The 21,333-nt window shown below is 69.9% G+C and carries 18 protein-coding genes; 5 read left to right on the forward strand and 13 right to left on the reverse strand.

Features of this window, described 5'->3' with window-relative positions; all coding sequences use genetic code 11:
• The first annotated feature begins 89 nt into the window (after positions 1-89).
• Complete coding sequence (locus tag OG819_RS07960) at positions 90-1,082, forward strand: sigma-70 family RNA polymerase sigma factor (protein WP_266627937.1); 993 nt, start codon at positions 90-92, stop codon at positions 1,080-1,082.
• Here the strand turns inward: OG819_RS07960 and OG819_RS07965 are convergent.
• Positions 984-1,370 carry an STAS domain-containing protein gene (locus tag OG819_RS07965; protein WP_266648658.1) on the reverse strand — a complete coding sequence of 129 codons (387 nt, stop codon included), beginning with the start codon at positions 1,368-1,370 and terminating at the stop codon, positions 984-986. The two genes, OG819_RS07960 and OG819_RS07965, sit on opposite strands and share 99 nt — an antisense overlap.
• Positions 1,371-1,514: 144 nt before the next feature.
• On the opposite strand from OG819_RS07965, the gene OG819_RS07970 reads away from it, so the two are divergent.
• Positions 1,515-2,435, forward strand: a complete 921-nt coding sequence (locus OG819_RS07970) for an AEC family transporter (protein ID WP_266648659.1) — start codon at positions 1,515-1,517, stop codon at positions 2,433-2,435.
• A gap of 66 nt (positions 2,436-2,501) precedes the next feature.
• Here OG819_RS07970 and OG819_RS07975 read toward each other — a convergent pair whose 3' ends face one another.
• The 10 genes from OG819_RS07975 to OG819_RS08020 all read right to left on the reverse strand — a co-directional run bounded on the left by OG819_RS07975 (position 2,502) and on the right by OG819_RS08020 (position 14,479).
• Entirely contained in the window at positions 2,502-3,086 is a 585-nt protein-coding gene (locus OG819_RS07975; protein WP_266627931.1) for a Uma2 family endonuclease, read from the reverse strand.
• Between the two features lie 95 nt (positions 3,087-3,181).
• Positions 3,182-4,465 (reverse strand): thymidine phosphorylase, encoded by a 1,284-nt coding sequence (locus tag OG819_RS07980; RefSeq protein ID WP_266585173.1) that lies wholly within the window; start codon positions 4,463-4,465, stop codon positions 3,182-3,184.
• 87 nt (positions 4,466-4,552) lie between these two features.
• Entirely contained in the window at positions 4,553-4,966 is a 414-nt protein-coding gene (locus OG819_RS07985) for a cytidine deaminase (RefSeq protein WP_266436692.1), read from the reverse strand.
• Positions 4,963-6,225: an ABC transporter permease gene (locus OG819_RS07990; protein WP_266627926.1), complete on the reverse strand. Its 1,263-nt coding sequence runs from the start codon at positions 6,223-6,225 to the stop codon at positions 4,963-4,965. Before OG819_RS07990 ends, OG819_RS07985 begins: the two co-directional genes overlap by 4 nt.
• Entirely contained in the window at positions 6,222-7,349 is a 1,128-nt protein-coding gene (locus OG819_RS07995) for an ABC transporter permease (protein WP_266648661.1), read from the reverse strand. Before OG819_RS07995 ends, OG819_RS07990 begins: the two co-directional genes overlap by 4 nt.
• Positions 7,346-9,007, reverse strand: a complete 1,662-nt coding sequence (locus OG819_RS08000) for an ABC transporter ATP-binding protein (RefSeq protein ID WP_266634620.1) — start codon at positions 9,005-9,007, stop codon at positions 7,346-7,348. Before OG819_RS08000 ends, OG819_RS07995 begins: the two co-directional genes overlap by 4 nt.
• A 317-nt stretch (positions 9,008-9,324) precedes the next feature.
• Positions 9,325-10,380: a BMP family ABC transporter substrate-binding protein gene (locus tag OG819_RS08005; RefSeq protein WP_266648662.1), complete on the reverse strand. Its 1,056-nt coding sequence runs from the start codon at positions 10,378-10,380 to the stop codon at positions 9,325-9,327.
• A 387-nt stretch (positions 10,381-10,767) separates the two neighbouring features.
• Positions 10,768-11,844 (reverse strand): BMP family ABC transporter substrate-binding protein, encoded by a 1,077-nt coding sequence (locus tag OG819_RS08010; protein ID WP_266648664.1) that lies wholly within the window; start codon positions 11,842-11,844, stop codon positions 10,768-10,770.
• A 301-nt stretch (positions 11,845-12,145) separates the two neighbouring features.
• Positions 12,146-13,468, reverse strand: a complete 1,323-nt coding sequence (locus OG819_RS08015; RefSeq protein WP_266648666.1) for an amidohydrolase — start codon at positions 13,466-13,468, stop codon at positions 12,146-12,148.
• A 570-nt stretch (positions 13,469-14,038) separates the two neighbouring features.
• Entirely contained in the window at positions 14,039-14,479 is a 441-nt protein-coding gene (locus OG819_RS08020) for an ATP-binding protein (RefSeq protein WP_266627918.1), read from the reverse strand.
• A 240-nt stretch (positions 14,480-14,719) separates the two neighbouring features.
• Between OG819_RS08020 and OG819_RS08025 the strand changes: the two genes are divergently transcribed.
• On the forward strand, positions 14,720-15,601 hold the full coding sequence (locus tag OG819_RS08025) for a helix-turn-helix transcriptional regulator (RefSeq protein WP_266627916.1): 882 nt from the start codon (positions 14,720-14,722) through the stop codon (positions 15,599-15,601).
• 5 nt (positions 15,602-15,606) lie between these two features.
• On the forward strand, positions 15,607-15,816 hold the full coding sequence (locus OG819_RS08030; RefSeq protein ID WP_266627914.1) for a DUF397 domain-containing protein: 210 nt from the start codon (positions 15,607-15,609) through the stop codon (positions 15,814-15,816).
• On the opposite strand, the gene OG819_RS08035 is transcribed toward OG819_RS08030, so the two are convergent.
• Both OG819_RS08035 and OG819_RS08040 read right to left on the reverse strand, forming a co-directional pair.
• The gene (locus tag OG819_RS08035) at positions 15,810-16,070 is read right to left on the reverse strand and encodes a hypothetical protein (protein WP_266635186.1); all 261 of its coding nucleotides are present in this window, start codon (positions 16,068-16,070) and stop codon (positions 15,810-15,812) included. The two genes, OG819_RS08030 and OG819_RS08035, sit on opposite strands and share 7 nt — an antisense overlap.
• 91 nt (positions 16,071-16,161) lie before the next feature.
• Positions 16,162-20,142 (reverse strand): S8 family serine peptidase, encoded by a 3,981-nt coding sequence (locus tag OG819_RS08040; RefSeq protein WP_266648668.1) that lies wholly within the window; start codon positions 20,140-20,142, stop codon positions 16,162-16,164.
• A gap of 203 nt (positions 20,143-20,345) precedes the next feature.
• On the opposite strand from OG819_RS08040, the gene OG819_RS08045 reads away from it, so the two are divergent.
• Positions 20,346-21,320, forward strand: a complete 975-nt coding sequence (locus OG819_RS08045) for a helix-turn-helix domain-containing protein (RefSeq protein ID WP_266648670.1) — start codon at positions 20,346-20,348, stop codon at positions 21,318-21,320.
• Positions 21,321-21,333: the final 13 nt, after the last annotated feature.

Consider the following 21,333-nt stretch of genomic DNA (forward strand, 5'->3'; position numbering starts at 1 on the left):
GGTCATTGTCAGTGGGCTGCGGTAGCTTCCGAAGTGCCGGCGCAGCGAGGCGACGGCGCGACGGGAACGGCCACAGGGGCGGGTTGGCTATGAGCGACGGTGCGACGACCACAGACCTGGACGTGCGGCTGGAGAAGCACCGGGTCGAGCTGACCGGGTACTGCTATCGGATGCTCGGCTCCTCCTTCGAGGCCGAGGACGCGGTGCAGGACACGATGGTCCGCGCCTGGCGGAGCTACGACAAGTTCGAGGGCCGTTCCTCGATGCGGTCCTGGCTGTACCGGATCGCCACCAACGTGTGCCTCGACATGCTGAACGCGGGCAACCGGAGGGCTCGTCCGATGGATCTGAGCGGTCCCTCACCCCTGGCCCAGGCGGCGCTCGTCCCGCGCCCGGACAACACCTGGCTGGAGCCGATGCCCGACGCGCGCGTGCTGCCCACGGTCAGTGACCCGGCCGAGGCCGCGGTGGCCAAGGAGTCGGTGCGCCTCGCCTTCATGGCCGCCCTGCAGCAGCTGCCGCCCAAGCAACGCGCCGTGCTCATCCTGCGCGAGGTCCTCGCCTGGAAGGCGAGCGAGGTCGCCGAACTGCTCGGGACGACGGTCGCCTCGGTCAACAGCGCGCTGCAGCGGGCCCGCGCGACCCTCGCGGAGAGCGACAGCGCCGAGGCCGCCGCCGTCTGCGACCCGCTCGACGAGGAGCAGCGGAAGCTGCTCGAGCGCTATGTGGCCGCGTTCGAGGGGTACGACATGACGGCCCTGACCGCGCTGCTCCACGAGGACGCGATCATGACGATGCCGCCGTTCGACCTGTGGCTGCGCGGCACGGGCGACATCACCGGTTTCATGACGACCCTCGGCGCCTCCTGCGCGGGTTCGCGCCTGCTGCCGGTCGCGGTGAACGGTCTGCCGGGATTCGCGCACTACAAGCCGGATCCGGAGGAGGGCGGCTTCAGTGCCTGGGCGATCCAGGCCCTGGAGATCTCAGACGGCCGCATCACCGGTTTCCACTGTTTCCTCGACACCAAGCGCTGGTTCCCGCTCTTCGGCCTCCCCCTCCACCTCGAAGCGGAGTCCGACTAGTTCGAGAAGCAGGAGGAGGGGTGGGGCCGCGGCGCGCAGGCGGATACGGCCCCCGGCCCGGCGGGCGGCGAGCTGCATCCTGGCCAGGACGTCGACGGTGGCCAGGCCGGGTGGGCCGAGCCCCGCGACGTCGCAGACGACGACCCCGGCCGCGGTCGACTCCAACCGTGCTCGCACGTCGTCGCAGAGGCTCGGCACCTGGTCACGGGTGAGGGGGCCGGGCAGCACGAGTACGGCGGGTGTCGTGGCGTCCACGGTCAGTAGACCGGCCGGGGGCACGGAACTCATCGGGGAGAGCAGACCCGTTCAAGGCGCGCGCCCGACAGGATCACATTGACCTGCGCCCCTCCCTCCCCAGAGGGTTGGGTGTATGCCCCATGAATCAGTGCCTCCCGCGATACCCCACGGCCTTCTCCACTCGAAGGGGGCGCCGTGCAGGGGGTGCTGACGGGCTTCGCGGTCATCGCCGTCGTCATCGGGGTCGGGTACGTCATCGGACGGCGCGGCTATCTCGGGGACAACGGGCGGGAGGTGCTGACGAAGCTCGCCTTCCATGTGGCCTCCCCCGCGCTGCTGTTCACCACGCTCGCCCGGGCCGACCTGTCGGTGATCTTCTCCAGCCGGCTCCTGGTGACGGCGATGAGCACGGCCGCGGCGGCCGGCGTCTTCGTCGCGATCGGGGCTGTACGCGGCTGGGGCGTGGGCCGGACGACGATCGGCGCGCTGTGCTCCAGTTACGTCAACTCGGGAAACCTCGGCATCCCGATCGCGGTGTACGTGCTGGGTGACGCCTCGCTCGTCGCGCCCGTGCTGCTCTTCCAGCAGATCATGGTCACGCCCATCGCCCTCACGGTCCTCGATCTGTCGGGGGACGGCGAGAAGGGCCCCCTGTGGCAGCGGCTGATCACTCCCCTGCGCAACCCCATCGCGGTCGGCTCGCTGAGCGGGGTCGCGGTGTCGGCGACCGGTCTGACGTTGCCGGGACCGGTCATGGACCCGCTCACGCTGATCGGCAACATGTCGGTGCCCGCGGTGCTGCTGGCGTTCGGTATCTCGCTGTGCGGCAGCACGCTGCCCGGCCGTGGCCCGGACCGGCACCCGGTGCTGCTGTCCGTCGCGCTGAAGTCGGTGGGCCAGCCGCTGGCAGCCTGGGCGCTGGCCGTCGGCGTGTTCGGGCTGCACGGGGCGCCCCTGCTCGACGTCGTGGTCACCTCGGCGCTGCCCGCCGCCCAGAACCTCTTCACGTACGCCTCGCGCTACCGGGTCAGCGAGACGCTGGCCCGCGAGTCGATCCTGCTGTCGACGATCCTGTCGGTGCCGGTGCTGGTGGTGATCGCGGCGGTGCTCGGCTGACGGCGGGCGGACGAGCGTGCGAGAGGGGGCGGCGCACAAAAAACTGGGCGCCACCCCTCGGGTATGTCAGTCGACCGGGAACACGCTGGTGTCGAGGGTGAGGTCGAAGGGCTCCGGCAGGGTGATCACGTCGCCGAACTTTCCGGCGTGCAGGACGCGGTAGACGTCGCCCGTCGGTTCGCCGTACAGCGTCACCGTCGGGCCGCCGGCCGCCCATCGGTCGACGAGCAGGTAGAGGGGGATGCCTCCGGCGGCGTAGGCGGCGGGCTTACTGACGCGGTCATGCACGGCGTTGGACTTCGAGGTGACTTCGACGACGAGTTCCGCCATGCCCGCAGGGATGTGACTGCTCAGGCCTTCCCCGTCGACCACAGGCGCTACGACCAGGTCGGGGATCAGCATGCCCCGCCGGGAGGGCACTGCGACGGCCAGGGTTTGAAAGACCTCCCAGTCTTCGGGGATGCCGGAGAGCAGGCGGCGGTGGATTCGCGCTGCGATCACGTTGTGGTGGTATGCGGGAGCGGGTGACACGGTGACGATCCCCTCGATGATCTCCACCTTGCTGCCCTCCGGCCACTCCATCTCCTCCCAGAACCGGACGAGGTCGTCCCAGTTCTGCTCGGGGTCGTGGTCGACGGTGAGTGCGGTCATGGCGGTCTCCAATCGGTGCGTCACCGAGTCCAGCATGCCGAACGGGATCGGTGGACGTCCACCGATCCCGTTCACCCGTACGAGGAAAGCGCAGGTCAGGCGATACGTTCCAGCACGACCGGCGTGGCCTTGAAGTCCGTGCCCGCGGCCGCGATGTCGTAGGAACCCTCGACCGACTCCAGGGCGTACTCGAAGCGCTCGGGGGTGTCGGTGTGGAGGGTCAGCAGCGGCTGGCCCGCGGTGACGGTGTCGCCGGGCTTGGCGTGGAGTTCGACGCCTGCGGCGGCCTGCACCGGGTCCTCCTTGCGGGCGCGGCCGGCGCCCAGGCGCCAGGCGGCGATGCCGATGTCGTAGGCGTCCAGGCGGGTCAGGACACCGGAGGACGGGGCCGTCACGACATGCTGCTCCCGGGAGGTGGGGAGCGCGGCGTCCGGGTCGCCGCCCTGCGCGGCGATCATGCGGCGCCAGACGTCCATCGCGGAGCCGTCCGCGAGGGCCTTCGCCGGGTCGGCGTCCTTGATGCCCGCCGCGTCGAGCATCTCGCGGGCCAGGGCGAGGGTCAGCTCGACGACGTCGGCCGGACCGCCGCCCGCCAGGACCTCCACCGACTCCCGTACTTCGAGCGCGTTGCCCGCCGTCAGGCCGAGCGGGGTCGACATGTCGGTCAGGAGGGCGACCGTCTTCACACCGTGGTCGGTGCCCAGGCCGACCATCGTGGAGGCGAGTTCGCGGGCGTCCTCGATGGTCTTCATGAAGGCGCCGGTGCCGACCTTCACGTCCAGGACCAGCGAGCCCGTGCCCTCCGCGATCTTCTTCGACATGATGGAGGAGGCGATCAGCGGGATCGCCTCGACCGTGCCGGTCACGTCGCGCAGCGCGTACAGCTTCTTGTCGGCGGGGGCCAGGCCGTCGCCCGCCGCGCAGATCACGGCGCCGGTCGTGTCGAGGACGTGCAGCATCTCCTCGTTCGACAGCAGGGCGCGCCAGCCGGGGATCGACTCCAGCTTGTCCAGCGTGCCGCCGGTGTGGCCGAGGCCGCGTCCGGACAGCTGCGGGACCGCCGCACCGCAGGCCGCCACCAGCGGCGCCAGCGGGAGCGTGATCTTGTCGCCGACACCGCCCGTGGAGTGCTTGTCGGCGGTCGGGCGCGAGAGGGAGGAGAACTCCATGCGCTCGCCGGAGGCGATCATCGCCGCGGTCCAGCGGGCGATCTCGCGACGGTTCATGCCGTTGAGCAGGATCGCCATGTTGAGGGCGGCCATCTGGTAGTCGGCGACCTCGCCGCGGGTGTACGCGTCGATGACCCAGTCGATCTGCGCGTCGCTGAGCTCGGCGCGGTCCCGCTTGGTGCGGATGACGGAGACGGCGTCCATGGCCATGGCTTTCCTTCCGAAGACTTCCGAAAATCCGCGGCCCCTCCCGACCGGTCGTTCATCGTCCGGTCGTCGGGAGGGGCCGCGCAGGCGTTACTTGGTGAGATTCTCCGGCCCGAAGGCCTGCGGCAGCATCTCGGAGAGCGGCAGGATTCCGGCCGGGGTCTCCAGGAGCAGATCGGACCCGCCGAACTCGTAGAGCAGCTGGCGGCAGCGCCCGCAGGGCACCAGGATCGCGCCGTGTCCGTCGACGCAGGTGAAGTGCGTCAGCCGACCGCCCCCGGTGTTCTGCAACTGGGAGATCAGACCGCACTCGGCGCACAGGCCGAGCCCGTACGAGGCGTTCTCGACGTTGCAGCCGGTGACGGTCCGGCCGTCGTCGACGAGCGCCGCGACACCGACCGGGTAGCCCGAGTAGGGGGCGTACGCCCGGGACATGGCGTCCCGCGCGAGTTCCCGCAGGGCCTCCCAGTCGACGGCCGTGGACCCGGCGCCGGCGGACGTCACTTGCCCTGTCCTCTCCGGTACGGCATGCCGTCCGCCTTCGGCATCCGCAGATGCTGCGCGGACAGCGAGAGCACGAGCAGCGTCACGATGTACGGCGTCGCGGTCACGACCTGCTTGGGCACCTCGTTGGTGGAGGTGTACCAGACGAACATCAGCGCCGAGATCACGGCGGTGATGACGGCGGGGGTGTAGCGCTTCTTCCACACCAGGTAGGCCGCGCCGAACACCAGCAGGATCGCCAGCAGCAGGATCAGCGCGTGGACGTTCGTACCGCCGCCGCGCAGGTTGAGGCTGTCGGTGTAACCGAACAGGCCCGCGCCGAGGGCCAGGCCACCCGGCATCCAGTTGCCGAAGATCATCGCGGCGAGACCGATGTAACCGCGGCCGGCGGTCTGACCGTCCAGGTACACGTTGGACGCCACGATCGACAGGAACGCGCCGCCGAGGCCGGCGAAGCCGCCCGAGATGATCACGGCGATGTACTTGTACTTGTAGACGTTGACGCCGAGGGACTCGGCGGCCACCGGGTTCTCACCGCACGAGCGCAGCCGCAGGCCGAAGGCCGTGCGCCACAGCACCCACCACGTGATCGGTACGAGGGCGACCGCGACGACGGTGAGCGGCGACAGGTCGGTGATCAGACCCGCGAGCAGACCGGCGATGTCCGAGATCAGGAACCAGCCCTTGTGGTTGAGCGTGTCCAGTCCGCTGGACAACCCTGGGATGGAGAACGTGCCGAGCGAGTCGACCGGGGGCGACTGCTTGGAGGAGCCCTGCGGGGCGCCCTCGAAGGTGAACTTCGACAGATAGCGCGTGGTGCCGAGCGCCAGGATGTTGACGGCCACACCGGAGACGATGTGGTTGACGTTGAAGGTCACCGTGGCGATGGCGTGCAGGATGCCGCCGAGGCAGCCGCCGATGATGCCGAAGGCGACACCGGTCCACGGGCCCCACTGGTAGCCGGCCCAGGCACCGAACCAGGTGCCGAGGATCATCATGCCCTCGAGGCCGATGTTGACGACGCCCGCGCGCTCGGCCCACAGACCGCCGAGGCCCGCGAGTCCGATCGGCACCGCGAGGCGCAGCGCCGTGGACATCTGTCCGGTGGAGGTGATGCCGTCCGCGCCGGTGATCAGGCGGACGACCGAGGTCAGGATCAGTACGCCCGCGATGATCAGCAGGAGTACGGGGAGCGAGAATCGGCGGCTGCCCTTGCCGGGCTGCTGCGCCTGCGGCTTGGCGACGGTCGCGGTGCTCATCGGGCAGCCACCTCCTTCGGGGAGTTGTTGTTGGCGGCGGCCGCGGCCAGTTCCTCACCGACCCGCTTCTGCTGGCGGCGCAGGCCCCAGACGCGTACGGCCTCGTAGGAGATGACGACCGCGAAGACGATCAGGCCCTGCATGATCGTGGCGATCTCCTTCTCGTACGCCACCGGCGTCGCGTAGTCGAGAGCGGGGGACGCCTTGTCGAGGAAGGCGATCAAGAGGGAGGCGAAGGCGATGCCGACGGGGCTGTTGCGACCGAGCAGGGCGATGGTGATGGCGGTGAAGCCCAGTCCGGTCGGGAAGGTCAGGCTGTAGGTGTGGGCGTCGCCGAGCAGCAGCGGCAGGCCGGAGAGGCCCGCGACCGCGCCGGAGATCAGCATCGCGGTGAGCACCATCCGCTTGGCGTCGACGCCGGAGGCCGCGGCAGCGGTCTCGGAGGCGCCGGTGGCGCGCAGGTCGAAGCCGAAGCGGGTGCGGTTGAGGACGAGCCAGTACAGGACGCCCATGAGGATCGCGAGGAAGACCAGGCCGTAGATCTCGCCCACGTTCGCGCCGAGGTTGATGCCGGGGAACCAGCCGGACTTCTTCATGACGCCGGTCGTCATGTTGTTGCCGAGCTGCACACCGAACTTGTCGGAGAGGGTGAGGTAGCCGATGACGCTGGTGGCGATCGCGTTCAGCATGATCGTCGCGACGACCTCGCTGACGCCCCGGGTGACCTTCAGGACGCCCGCGATACCGGCCCACATGGCGCCGGTGAGCATGGCGACCAGCATCAGCACCGGGATCTGCAGGAAGGACGGCAGCGCGAGGTGCGCGCCGACCACCGCGGTCATCATCGCGCCGAGGCGGTACTGGCCGTCGACGCCGATGTTGAACAGATTCATCCGGAAGCCGATGGCCACCGCCAGCGCGGCGATGTAGTACATCGAGGCCTGGTTGAGGATCAGCACCTGGATGTCGGAGTACGTCGCCTGTTCGAGCATCAGCGAGTACGGCTCGAACGGGCTCTTGCCCGAGGCGAGCAGCACGATCGACGTCAGGGCGACCGCCGCGACGAGCGCGATGACCGGGCCGGCCACCGCGAGGAGCACGCGCTCCTTGTCGAACTTCTTCATCGGGCCTCGTCCTCCGGGGCGGCGCTTTCCGCTACGTGCTCCAGGTGTCCGGAGGCGGCGCCGGTCATGGCCGAGCCGAGTTCCTCCGGGGTGATGGTCGCCGGGTCGGCGTCCGCCACGAGCCTGCCGTTGTAGATCACCCGCAGGGTGTCCGACAGACCGATCAGCTCGTCCAGGTCGGCCGAGATCAGCAGCACGGCCAGGCCCTCGCGGCGGGCCTCGCGGATCTGGTCCCAGATCGCGGCCTGCGCGCCGACGTCCACACCGCGGGTGGGGTGGGCGGCGATCAGGAAGCGCGGCTTGTGGCTCATCTCGCGGCCGACGATCAGCTTCTGCTGGTTGCCGCCGGAGAGCGAGGCGGCGGTGACGTCGATGCCGGGGGTGCGGACGTCGTACTCCTTGACGATCCGCCTGGTGTCCTCCTGGGCGCCCTTGATGTCGAGCCAGAAGCCCTTCGCGTTGGGGGCCTCGGTGACATGGCCGAGGATGCGGTTCTCCCAGAGCGGGGACTCCAGCAGCAGGCCGTGGCGGTGACGGTCCTCGGGGATGTACCCGATGCCCTTCTCGCGGCGCTTGCGGGTGGCCCACCCCGTGATCTCGTCGCCGAGGAAGCTGATGGCTCCCGCGTCCGCGTGCTTGAGGCCGATCAGAGCGTCGATGAGCTCGGTCTGGCCGTTGCCCTCGACGCCGGCGATGCCCATCACCTCACCGGCGTGGATGGTGAAGGTGACGTCGTCGAGGACGCGGCGCACCGCGGCGGCGGTCTCGGCCGTGTCCTCGGTGAGCAGACCGGCGCCCGTCGGCTCGGCGAGCTCGCCGAGGGAGGGGGCACCGCTGGCGTAGACCGTGAGGCCCGTCACCTGGATGACCGGCTTGTCCGTGACGGTGGACTCCGCGGTCTCCGGGGTCGGGAGCTCGCTGCCGACCATCATCTCGGCGAGCTGGCGGGGGGTCGTCTCGGAGGGGACGGCCGTGCCGACCGTCGTACCGCGCCGGATGACCGTGATCTCGTCGGCGACCGACAGGACCTCGCCCAGCTTGTGCGAGATGAAGATGACGGCCAGACCCTCGGACTTGAGCTCGCGCAGGTTGTCGAAGAGTGCGTCGACCTCCTGCGGCACCAGTACGGCGGTGGGCTCGTCCAGGATCAGGATGCGGGCGCCGCGGTAGAGGACCTTGAGGATCTCGATGCGCTGGCGCTCGGCGACACCGAGGCTCTCGACCAGGACGTCCGGGCGCACGTTCAGCCCGTACCGGTCGGAGATCTCCTTGATCTTCTTACGGGCGCCGCCACCGATGCCGTACAGCTTCTCGCTGCCCAGGACGACGTTCTCCAGGACGGTGAGGTTGTCGGCGAGCATGAAGTGCTGATGGACCATGCCGATGCCGCGCACGATGGCGTCGGCGGGCGACGAGAAGCCGACCTGCTCACCGTCGACGGCGATCGTGCCCTCGTCCGGCTTCTGCATGCCGTAGAGGATCTTCATCAGCGTCGACTTGCCGGCACCGTTCTCGCCGACGAGGGCGTGGACCGTGCCCTTGCGAACCGTCAGGTGGATGTCGTGGTTGGCCACCACACCCGGGAAGCGCTTGGTGATACCCACCAGCTCGACCGCGGTCGACTGCGCGGTGAGCGGAGGGCTGCTGGACGCGTCGATGGCGCACTCTCCTTGAGAAAGGGGCCTATCTACGCGCGTAGCGCCCCTGCTTTAAATAGTGCCCGGACTGGCCGGACTCGATTCGATGTCGATCTCGATCGGGTTCGATCGCGTTCTCGATCTGATTCGGCCAGGTCCGGTCCGAGCATTCTGCCGCGCGAACGGGGCGCGGGAAGGTCATCCTCCCCACACCCCGTTCCGTGGCCGTAACGCTGCCATTACAGCGTTGCCTTGGCCATGGTTTCGACGTCCGGTGATGACGAGTGTTTATCGCCCGGTGATGACGTCTTGACCTTGGCCGGGAGTCATGAGCGCGTTCAGGAGGTCTTGACCGTGATCGAGCCGTCCTTGATGCCCGCCTCGGCCTTCTTCAGCGCGGCCTGCAGGTCGGCGTTGTTCTTGAACACCGGGTTGGAGTCGGCGAGGCTGACACCGCCGGTGGCGAGGCTGGCGCGGACGACGCCAGTCTCCGGCTTGCCGTCGTGCACCGACTTCGCCAGGTTGTACACGGCCCCGGCGACGTCCTTCATGGCCGAGGTCAGGATGGCGTCCTTGTACTTCGCCAGCGCGTCCTGCTTGTACTGGTCGGAGTCCACGCCGATGGCCCAGACCTTGTCCTTGGCCGCGGTCTGGATGACACCCTGGCCGGACAGACCCGCGGCGGCGTAGACGACGTCGGCGCCGGCGTCGATCTGGCCCTGCGCGGCGCTCGCACCCTTGTCCGGGCTGGAGAAGCCGCCCTCGGCGGCGGTCTCGGTCAGGTACTGCGACTTGACCTTGACACCCTTCTTGGTGTCGGTGACGCCCTGCTTGAAGCCCGCCTCGAACTTGTGGATCAGCGGGACGTCCACGCCGCCGATGAAGCCGACGGTGTTCGACTTGGTGGTCTTGGCGGCGGCGACACCCGCGAGGTAGGAGGCCTGCTCCTCGTGGAAGACCAGGTCGGCGACGTTGGCCGCCTTGTCCTGCTCGTCGTCGATGATGCCGAAGGTGATCTTCGGGTACTTCGCCGCGACCTCCTTGACGGCCGGCGCGTAGGCGAAGCCGACGCCGATCACCGGGTTGTAGCCCTGCTTGGCGAGCTGCTCGAGGCGCTGCACCTTGTCGGCGTCCGACTCACCATCGGTCGGCTCGACGGCCTGCGAGGTGTAGCCGAACTCCTGGTCGGCCTTCGTCATGCCGACGGTGGCGGCATCATTGAAGGACTGGTCACCCTTGCCGCCGACGTCGTAGGCGAGGGCGAGACCCTTGGTCTTGCCGCCGCTGGAGCTGGAGCTGGTGGCGTCGCTGGACGTTCCGCCACAGGCGGAGAGAGCAACGGCGAGGGTAGCGGTCGCAACGCCCGCAACTGTGATTCGGGACACCCGGCGCATGGAACGAGACTCCTTTGTGCAAGCGCCCAAACCAGGCGCTGGTTCCGCCGCAGCGTAACGCGCGTAGACCAGACGGAAAACCCCTTCCGTCCGGTCCGTTACCGACCTGTGGCCGCAGATGCCGTGCAGATTACGGAATGCGGCGGGGCGCATGCGGGAGGCAAAGGGGGAGGGGGCTGAGCGGTGGTGCGGGGGTGCGGGAGGGGGGTGGGGTGCGGGGGTGCGGGAGAGCCCCGGAAACCACCCTCGGCCCGGCGTACGCCGGTCGTGGCCGCGTCCGTGTCGTGACAGCGCCCCGCCCCCGGCGTGCCCGTGGGGGCGCGTCCGGGGGCGGGGCGTCGTTGATATCTGCCTGACCGACGGAGTTGCTCCGCCTGACCGACGGAGTTACTTCGTGTTGACGGTGACCTTGCCGTCGACGATGTCCTGCTTGGCCTTGTCCACAGCCGCGACGACGTCCGTCATGGCCTTGTACTTCGGGTTGGTGTCCGCGAAGCCGACGCCGCCGGACTTCAGGTCACCGCGCACGACGCCCGTGAGGGGCTTGCCGTCCACGACCGACTTCACCAGGTTGTAGACCGCGCCGCCGACGTTCTTCAGCGCCGAGCCGAGGATGTAGTCCTTGTACTTGGCGAGGGCCGACTGCGCGTACTGGTCGGAGTCGACGCCGATGGCCCACACCTTCTTGGAGGCGGCCTCGGAGATCACGCCCTGACCGGACAGGCCCGCCGCGTGGTAGACCACGTCGGCGCCCTTCTCGATCTGGCCGGCCGCCGCGTCCTTGCCCTTGTCGGGGCTGGAGAAGCCGCCCTCGGCGGGGGTCTGCGTCAGGTACTGCGACTCGATCTTGATGCTCGGGTTGACCGACTTCGCGCCCTGGTCGAAGCCCGCCTCGAACTTGTGGATGAGAGGGATGTCCACGCCGCCGATGAAGCCGATGTGGTTCTTCTTGGTCGCCTTGGCCGCGGCCACGCCCGCCAGGTAGGAGGACTGCTCCTCGGAGAAGACCATGTCGGCGACGTTGGCCGCCTTGTCCTGCTCGTCGTCGATGATGCCGAAGGTGATCTTCGGGTACTTCGCGGCGACCGTCTTGATGGCCGGCGCGTAGGCGAAGCCGACGCCGATCACCGGGTTGTAGCCGGTCTTGGCGAGCTGCTCCAGGCGCTGCACCTTGTCGGCGTCCGACTCACCGTCGGTCGGCTCGAGGTCCCGGCCGCTGATCTTGAACTCGGTCTCGGCCTTCTGGAACCCGGCGAACGCGGCGTCGTTGAAGGACTGGTCGCCCTTGCCGCCGATGTCGTACGCGAGACCGATGCCCTTCCCGGTGTAGCCCGACGAGCCCTTGGACGAGCTCTTGTTCGAGTCGCTGTTCGCGTCGGTGCTCGACTTGCCACAACCGACCGCCGCGAGGGCGATGACCGAGACGGCCACCGCTGCTTGGGAGAACCTGGTCCTCCGAGACATCAGACGCACAGCAAGCACCCTTCATCCCCACGGCCGTCGCCGGTCCGCTTCCCCAACACGCCGCCGACGCAGCGATTTCGGCGCACAGTAACGCGCGTAGAAGGGGAGGGGAACGGTGTTTCTCGTGGCCGTTATCGAACCGTGCCGCCACCGGGTTACGTTTACGCGCCAGCCGTTACGACCGGGTGACGCAAGCGGACGAAGGGGTGCCGATCGGGGCATCGACCAGGGCGATGACCGTATCGCCCTGGTCGACCTTCAGAGCGCCCCTACGTCACTTGTGCGCCATCTGCGACAGGGCCTAGCGGATCGCGTCCAGCAGGGCCGCCGCGGTGAAGAGCTCAACTCCGACCGTGATGGCCGACTCGTCCGCGTCGAAGTCGCCGCGGTGCAGGTCACGGGTGGTGCGCTCACCCGGCGTACGGACGCCGAGGCGGGCCATGGCGCCGGGCACGTGCTCCAGGTACCAGGAGAAGTCCTCGCCGCCGAGGCTCTGCTCGGTGTCCTCGACGGAGTGCGGGCCGCGCCGCGAGGTCATGGCCTCATGGAGGAGCTCCGTGACCGCCGGGTCGTTGACGACCGGCGGGACGCCCCGGATGTAGTTGATCTCGGACTTGGCGCGGTACAGGTTCGCGATCTCGTCGATGGCCGCGTGCACCAGGTCGGGCGCCTGCCGCCAGGCGTCGAGGTCGAGGCAGCGCACGGTCCCGGAGAGCTCGGCGTGCTGCGGGATGACGTTGCAGGCGTGCCCGGACTCGATCCGTCCCCAGGTCACCGCGAGCCCGCTGCGGGCGTCCACACGCCGAGCCACGAGGGACGGCACGTCGGTGACGACGCGCGCGGCGGCGGTGACGAGGTCGGTGGTGAGGTGGGGGCGCGCGGTGTGGCCGCCGGCGCCGTCGAGTGAGACTTCCAGCCGGTCGCAGGCGGAGGTGATGGGACCGTGGCGCAGTCCGATCCGCCCGGCGTCGACCTTCGGGTCGCAGTGCACGCCGATGATCCGCCCCACGCCGTCCAGCACTCCGGACTCGATGGCGTCGGGCGCGCCCCCGGGCAGGACCTCTTCGGCGGGCTGGAAGATCAGTCGTACGGGATGCGGCAGGAGCCCCTGGCGGTGCAGCTCGGCGAGGACGAGCCCGGCGCCGAGGACGACGGTCGTGTGCACGTCGTGGCCGCAGGCGTGCGCGCGGCCGGGCACGGTCGAGCGGTACGCGCAGTCACTCTTCGTGTCCGGGATGGGCAGCGCGTCGATGTCGGCGCGCAGGGCGAGCATGCCGCGTCCGCCGTCGACCGCACCGTCCCGTACGCCCGTCCGTACGCCGGCCCGTTCCCCGTCCCCGTCGCCTTCCCCGTCGCCTTCACCGTCGCCTTCACCGGCGCCTTCACCGGCGTCGAGCCCGATGTCACAGATGAGCCCGGTCCCGATGTCGAGCACGCGGGGCTTGAGGCCCGCCTGCTCCAGGCGTGCCTTGAGTGCCGCGGTGGTGCGGAACTCCTGGTTGCCCAGCTCCGGGTGCATGTGCATGTCGCGACGGAACGCGATCAGCTCGGCACGCAGGGCGTCGGACAGGGCGCCGGGGAGCGCTGCTCCCCCGGGGACATCGGCCTCATACTCTCGGGACATCAATTGGTTCACCCTTTGAAGGGTAGGGCGACGGGGTGGCCAACTGACCCACGATCAACAAAACTTCAGCCCGTTAGGGGAAGAAACTTGGCCACGCGACGCATAGGTTTCAGGGGGGATGGGTAAGCTCGCCCGTCTTTCCGGACGATGGGATCTTGAGGCAGACGGTATTCACACCCTGCCCGAGCCGCATCCGGACCTAAGGCCGACTGCCGCAACCGGGACGACGGCCGACTACGGTGACGGCCCGTGACGACGGATCGACGCGAGCCCTTGATACGGGCCGCCGACCCTCTCTCGATCCAGTCCGCCGGGGCTGCCCGCGAACTCCCATAGGGGAACGCTCGGGGTGTCCGAGCCCATTCCCGTGCCCTACGGTCCCACAGACCTGAGCAAGATCATGCGCAAGGACGCCTGGACACCACTCCCTGCCGACCCGGCCCCGAGCGGCCGCCGAGGTCCGCGCCTGGAGAGGCGAGGGGATGATCCAGGGATCCCGATCCGTCGACGGGGTCAGACAGCCGTACCGCCGAGATACCGCCGCGCCACCTTCGCAGACGGCCCAGCAAGCTACGCGTCGAGACCTCCTGGCATGTCCATCTCCGCCCAGACGGTCTTGCCGACGGTGAGTTTCTCCACGGCCCAGCGGTTCGCGAGCGTGCGGACGATGAGGAGGCCGCGGCCGAACTGGTCATCCGCGACGGGCGTGTGGGGGTGCGGGAGCCGCTCGCCCCTCGGGTCGGTCACGGCGACGCGCAGCGCGTTGCCGGTCAGCGACGTTTCGACGCGGAACAGGCGGTCCCGTAAACACCCGTGGAGCAGGGCGTTCGTGCACAACTCGCTTGCCAGCAGCGCCGCGTCGCCGGCGATGTCGGGGTGGCCCCAGTCGGCGGCGAGTTGGGCGACGTGTCTGCGGGCGCGGGAGATGTTGCTCGGGTACGGGGTGTAGTTCACGGCGTCGTAGCGGTCGTTGCCCTTGGGGAGGCAGGAGGGAGGGCAGGAGTTGATCACGGGGCGCATCTCCTTGCGCGATGGCGGGCCCAGGCGGGGTGGCTCTGCCGAGCGGTGCCGATTTGGACAGCACGGTGCACTTCCACCAACTGATGCCACTGGGTAGTTGACCGAGCACTTAAGGTAGCGGCATTCGGTGGTGGCCATCAACTATGAGGCCATAAATTTCTACTCGAACTTGGTTGCTCACAGTGCGCCGACGGCACAGACTGTGACCCACTCGGCGGGAGGGAACGCGAGATGGCCGGCAGGAACCCTGATCGCGGCGTGTCCGTGTCGACCGTGCTGGCGCGACGACTTGGCGGTGAGCTGCTGCGCATGCGCGAGGCGCACGGGTTGCGTCAGGCGCACGCGGCCGAGGCGCTGTCGGCGTCGGTGGCCAAGGTCGCCAAGATGGAGCGCGGTTTGGTGCCGATGCGCGACCCGGACATCCGTGCGCTGTGCCATCTGTACGGCGAGACCGGAGAGCCGATGGTCGGGAGGCTGCTGGCGCTGGCCCGGACGGATCGCGAGAGACGCAAGGCCCACGGCTGGTGGAACCAGTACCCGCAGCTTCCCGCCATGGTGGAGTACGTCGCCCTGGAGGACATCGCCACCAGCATCCGGACCTGGCAACTCGCCTTCATCCCGGGCCTGTTGCAGACACCGGACTACGCACGCGCCGTGGCCGTCGGAGCCGGTTCGTGGGAGGACCCGAGCGAGATCGAGCCATTCGTGGAGGCGAGGCTGGCCCGTCAGGCGCGACTGCGGTCGGAACGACCGCTGGAACTCTGGGCCGTTCTCCACGAAGCTGCACTGCGCCAACTCGTGGGTGGTCGCGACGTGATGAGGGAGCAACTGGGGCAACTGCTCGACCTGGCCCGCATGGAAACGGTGAGGGTGCAGGTGGTCCCCTGGCTGACTGGGGCAAACCCGGGCATGATCGGGTCGTTCAGCATCGTCTCATTTGTGGAACTTGGCGCGCTGGACGTCGTACATATGGACGTACCGTCTTCTACGCTCTGGCTGGAAAGCGAGGACGATGCCGCCCGGCACGGCCGGATCTTCGACCGCATCGCGCGGATCGGGCTGGCGGAACGCAACGCCCTCGACCTCATCGAAGCCATTCGCAAGGAGATGTAGCCCCGGTGACCGAATTCGATTTTGCGTTCGTCAAGTCCAGCTACAGCGGCGGCGATGCTGGCCAGGAGTGCGTCGAAGTCGCCCGCAACATCCCCGGTACCGTCGCCTTCCGTGATTCAAAGGACGTGGACGGGCCCATAGTCGTGGTCGCCCCGTCCGCCTGGGCGGCGTTCGCGGTGTACGTGGGGCAGCGGGCGGGGCGCGCGCCTCACTGACCGGCGTCCGGCCCGTAGTCCGCGCGTGGTGACTCGAGTCGTTCGGCGACGAGGGTGAGCCAGCCGCTGGGGCTGTAGGGAGCCGCTGGGTCGACCTCCATGCCCAGTTCGGCGACGGCCAGGGCGTAGTCGGACTCGTCCAGGTCCAGGGCGAGGAGAAGGGGCAGGGGTCGCGCCCGAGCCGGACGACGGGGCGGGCGGCGAGCCGTTCCCCGTGGTGGCCGGGCACCGTGTGTACTGGAAGTCGTGAGCACTAAAGCGCTTTAGTGCTCACGACTCCCGAGGAGGGTCCCCGCCGACCGCGGATCTGCCAACAGCATCAGTTCGCGGTCCGGGCCCGAACAGTCAGTAGCTGAACTGCTGGATCTGGGTGTCGTCCGGGCCGTATGTCCAGCCGGTTCGGGTCGACGGGTCGAGTTGGATGGCGTTCTCCGCTCCGCCGTGGTGGGCGATGGTGAAGCCGCTCAGGGTGTGGAGCACCGTGCCCGTCGTCAGGTCCACGATCATGAGCCGGCCGGTGGAGTTGTTGTCCGGGATCCACATCCCCGCGCCGAAGTACGGGGTGCCCTGGGGCGTCGCGTACGAGACCACGGCGATCTTGTGGGCGCCGTCCACGGCGAGACCGGACGGCTTGCCGAGCCGGACGGTGATCGGGTCACCCGCGGTGCCGGTGGTCTCGTCGAGCGTGCTGATGACGCCGGTGGGGACGATGTTCGCGCTGATCTGTGTGGCCGAGAGGTTGTAGAGGGAGCCGGCGCCGTCCAGGGCGACGCCGTGGCTGCACCTCGAGGTGGAGCCGGTCGCCGTGACGGCCCGGGTGGCGAGGTCGATCCGGGGCACGGTGACCGCGCCGAGGCAGTTGGCGACCCCGGCGGCCTTGGCCAGGAAGACGTCTCCCGAGGAGGCGTCGACGCTCAGCAGGTCGTACGTCCCGGCCGGCACGTCGGTGGGGTCGGCGGGGATGGGCTGCCCGGTGGTCACGGTCTTGAGGTCGACCGGCAGTACGAGGTCTGTCTTGTCGGCGCCGTGCAGGAGCAGGGCGCCCCGGTCGTGGACGGTGTCCACCCGTCCGGTGAGGTAGGTGTCGGCGGCGGGCAGTGTGGTGGCGCCGGCGAGCGTGTCGGTGGCGGTGTTCCAGGTCTCCACCCGTGTGTCGCCGCCGGAGGCGGAGCGGTGCACCAGCAGGACCCGGCCGGCCGCGACGCCCAGGACCTGGTAGTCGGAACCGGAGCCCGGGTCCGAGGTGATGACGGCCCCGTAGCGGCCGGTCGCGGTCGAGTAGTGCCGGACCTCGGTGCCGCCGGCGGTCGTGGCGAGGGCCGCCACGGAGTCACTCCCGGCCGCGGCGAAGCTCAGCACCGTCGAGCCGTCGGGGGCGAGCCCGTCGTCGAAGAGCAGCGTGGACAACGGGGACGCCTGGCCGACGACGTGCCCGTTCCGGTCCAGGGCGAGCACCCGTACGCCGTAGCTGTCGGAGCTGACCAGGCCCAGCGCCACCGGGTCCAGCCGTACCGATCCCGAGCGGCCGGTCAGCATGCGGTGGACGACTGAGGGACTGTCCACGCCGTCGTTGTCCAGGGCGGTGCCGTTGGCGTTGGTGAACGTGTTGAGCGAGCCGTGGGAGGTGGGGGCGGGAGCGGAGATCTCCACCTCGGCGGCGTGTGCCCCGCGCACGGAACCCACGTCGTAGCGCAGGTCGAACCGCGGGATGGCGCGGGTGACTTCGATCGTGTGGCCCTCGACGCCGTTCGCCCCCTTGAGGGTCGGCGCGGCCGGGCGGTCCGCCGCGGAGCCGCCGGCCACCCGGACCGGCGCGAACTCCCCGTACAGGACGCCCGTCGGGATGCCCCCGAAGCCTGCCTGGGCGATGCCGATTCCGTAGATCCCGCCGCCGCCGTCGAAGGCCTCGGCCGGAATGGTGACCGTGCCCTTCGGCGAGGTCAGCTCCTGGTGCCAGGCCGGCGTGAAGATCGGCGCGAGGTTCGGATTCCAGTGACCGACGGTGGACAGGACGAGCTGTGGAGAGGATGTGTTCGCCACACCGGTCAGGTCGTAGGACACGGTGACCGAATGCCCTGCCGTGACGGTCGCCGGGGCCTTGGGCGCGGTGGCCTCGGCATAGGTGCCGTCGGTGGGGCCGACCGCGAGGGTACGGGTGGCGGTGGCGCGGGTGCGGCCGTCGACCACGACGCGGTAGGTGACGGTGAGGCTGCGGTCGGCGGTGGCGATGACCGGGAGCCGGGCGGCGGTGAGGAGTTGGGTCGGCGTCACCCGTATCGCGGGCGTGTGGGAACGGAACACCGTGGAGCCGACGGTGAGGGTGTACTCGGCGTGGCCGGTCGCACCCGTGACGTCCCCGGCGAAGGTCACCGGGCCGACCAGGCCCTCGCCGGTGCCGCCCGAGGCGCGATCGCCGAGGTCGATGCGGCTCGGGTCGGTGGTCTCCAGGAAGGAGCCGCCCAGGCCGCCGATGGTGACGCGATGGGCGACGGACAGCCGGACGAGCGCGGGTTCGCCGGTGCCTTGGCCGAGCGCCTTCTGCACGGCGGCCGTGACGTCGATCTGCGGGCCGACGTGCAGGGCCCGGTCGATCTGCGCCGGGGTGGACACGCGGCGGCCGGTCTGTTCGAGGACATCCCGGACCCGGGCGGGGGTCAGATGGTGGCCGCCGAGCCGTCCCGCCTGCAGGACCACGGCCGCGGCGGCGGCGATCTCCGGCGCGGAGGCGGACGTACCGCCGTTGAGGGACACGTTCACGTCCTGGGCGGCGGCGCCACCCGCATGGGAGAAGGCGATGATGTTGTCGCTGGGTGCCGAGAGGTCCACACGGCTGCCGAAGCCGGAGGAGAAGGTGCCGAAGCCGCTGATCCGGGTCTCGGCGGTGGTGGCGTCGCCGCCCGGGCCCGCGGCCAGCGTGTCGTCCAGGGTGCTGCCGCCCGCGGCCATGGCGCCGCTGTCCGGCAGGGAAGGCGTGGTGGACTCCGCGTCGTCGTCGATGGCGGTGGCCCGGCGGGAGTCGGCCGCGAGGTCGGTCGGGGTGCTGCCGCCGTCGGGGCCCACGGAGGCCGGGGTGAAGAGGCGGGTGCCGTCGTTGGAGGAGATCGACACCACTATGCCGCTGCGCACGATGGACGCGACGACCGACCGGACGAACGGATCGTCCTCCAGGTAGCGGCCGGGGAAGCCCGCGCTGTCGGTGCCGAAGCCGAGGCTGGCGGTGATCACGTCGGGCCGGGGTGACTGCTGGGCGGCGGCCAGCAGGGCGCCCGCGATCCGGTCGATGGTGGGTTGCTCGGGCACGGCCAGGCGGTAGTTCGCGCCCGGCGCGATGCCGAGCAGGTCGGTGTAACCACTGCCGGTCGCACCGGGGCGCTGCCGGTCGTGGGCGAGCGGTGCCATCACGCCGAAGTCCAGCATGACTTCGCCCAGGGAGGCGTCCTGGTTCTCGGTGGAAGCCGCGCCGTCCAGGCCGCCGGAGTCCTTCGCCACATAGGTGGGGATCAGCGGCATCGACGGCAGGTCGAGGTAGCGCTGCCCGTCCTGGAGCACGGTCGTGGGGCCGGCGTCCCGCACATACGCGTCGCCGGCGTCGGCCATCGACTGGTCGGTGAGGTCGCCGATCGACACGTTGGTGATGGTCTCGCCGGCACCGGGCTGGCGGCCGTAGCGGCCCTGGAGCAGCGAGAAGGCGCCGACCGCGTCCACGCCGCCCGCGTTGAGGAAGGACTGCGAGGAATTGGCGAGGGCGTCGTTGGTGGGCACGGCGCTCGACGTCGTCCGGTCCGTGCGGGGCGTCTTCTTCGGGTAGGTGCTCCGCGCCGTCGCCGGCAGCGGCACCGCCCCGGTGTTCATGGTGTTCACATAGCGGTCGGGTTCGGCGTAGGCGATGCCGGGCGTGCCCCGCAGGGCACGGGCCACGGCCGCCGAGTCCCGCCTGTCGGTCTGCACGACGTAGGTGTGGTCCAGGCCGGGGGCTGACCGCGGCACGAGCGGGTGCAGTGAGGTGGCGCCCACCGTACGGAACTTGGCGTCGAGGGCGGGGCTGCTGGTGTGCGGAGTGCGGGCCGCCAGGCGGCTGCCGGGCACGGGCCGGCCGGTGACGGCGGTGCCCTGATCGAGGGTGACGAGGACCTGGCCCGGTACCACACCCTGGCGTTCCTTGGCCGGTATGAGCGGTGACTGCCTGGCCGAGGTCGTGTCCAGGGGCGTACGGACGGATGGGGGCGCGCCGCTCGCGGGCACCGCGACCGCGGCGGACGCGGCGGCGAGGGTCAGGACGACGGCGACGCGGACGAGACTTCCGGCCGAGGGGTGAGCACGCGGCATGGGACACCTTTGGGGAGGAGAAGTGCGCACATACGACAGGGACGTGGCCCGGCCGGGATCGCGTGGTTCGCGCGGATCACCGCAGGACAACGCCCCTTTTTCTCCACGTGAAGATGTCAACCGCTGCGGAACGGGCGCAAGATTGCGCGTGTGGCCGACTTCCGCCAGGTGGCGGCCGGTGGCCAGGAACGACCGGAGCGGAAATGGAACTTGACGTCCTAGGACTCGGCAAGGAAACACAACTCGTCTACACGGCCCTGGTCGGGCTGCCCCGCGCCACCGCCTCGGCGCTCGCCGACACGTGCGGACTGTCCGTGAGTACGGCGGGACGGCTGCTGTCCGGCCTGGTCAAGGGCGGTCTGGCGACGAGGTCGGAGGGCCGGCCGCCGCACTTCACCGCGGTCGCCCCGGACGTCGCCGTCACCGCCCTGATCCAGGAGCGCGAGCACCGGCTCGACGCGGCCCGCTCCCTGGTGCGGCGGCTCGCCGAGACACACCGCGAGACCCACCGGATCAGCCGGCCGGACATCGCGGTGGAACTCCTGACCGACTGGAAGGACATCAGCCAAGCGGTTCACCGGCTCACCGACGGCTCCCAGCGGCAGGTGCGTGCCTTCGACCGGCCGCCGTACATCGATCGTCCCGGCAGCAGCATGGAGGACCAGGTTCGGCGACGGCGCACCGGAGTGACCCACCGGGTGATCTACGACCGGGCGGCGGTGGCCTGGCCCGGGCGGCTGACCGCGGACATCCTGCCGAGCATACGGACCGGTGAACAGGCCCGTGTGCGGGCCGAGTTGCCGCTCAAGCTGGTGATACGCGACAACGAGGAGGCGATCATCCCGTTCAGCCTCGCGCCCGGCGGCCACTCGGCGGCGTACCTCATCCACCGCTCACCGATGCTCGCCGCCCTGGAATCCCTGTTCGAGGCCGAGTGGGAGCGGGCGGTACCCCTGAAGGACACCGGCCCGCTCGCCGAGCGCTCCGGGCAGCCGGACGCCGAGACCCGCGCGCTGCTGGCGCTGCTCACCTCCGGCAGTACGGACGCGGCGATCGCCCGCACCCAGGGCTGGAGCCAGCGCACCACGCAGCGCCGGATCCACCGGCTGATGACCGAACTCGGGGCGTCCACCCGCTTTCAGGCCGCGGCGATGGCCGCCCAGCGGGGCTGGCTCTAGGGTCCTTCCGGCC

The organism is Streptomyces sp. NBC_01549 (assembly GCF_026339955.1).
Taxonomy (GTDB): Bacteria; Actinomycetota; Actinomycetes; order Streptomycetales; family Streptomycetaceae; genus Streptomyces.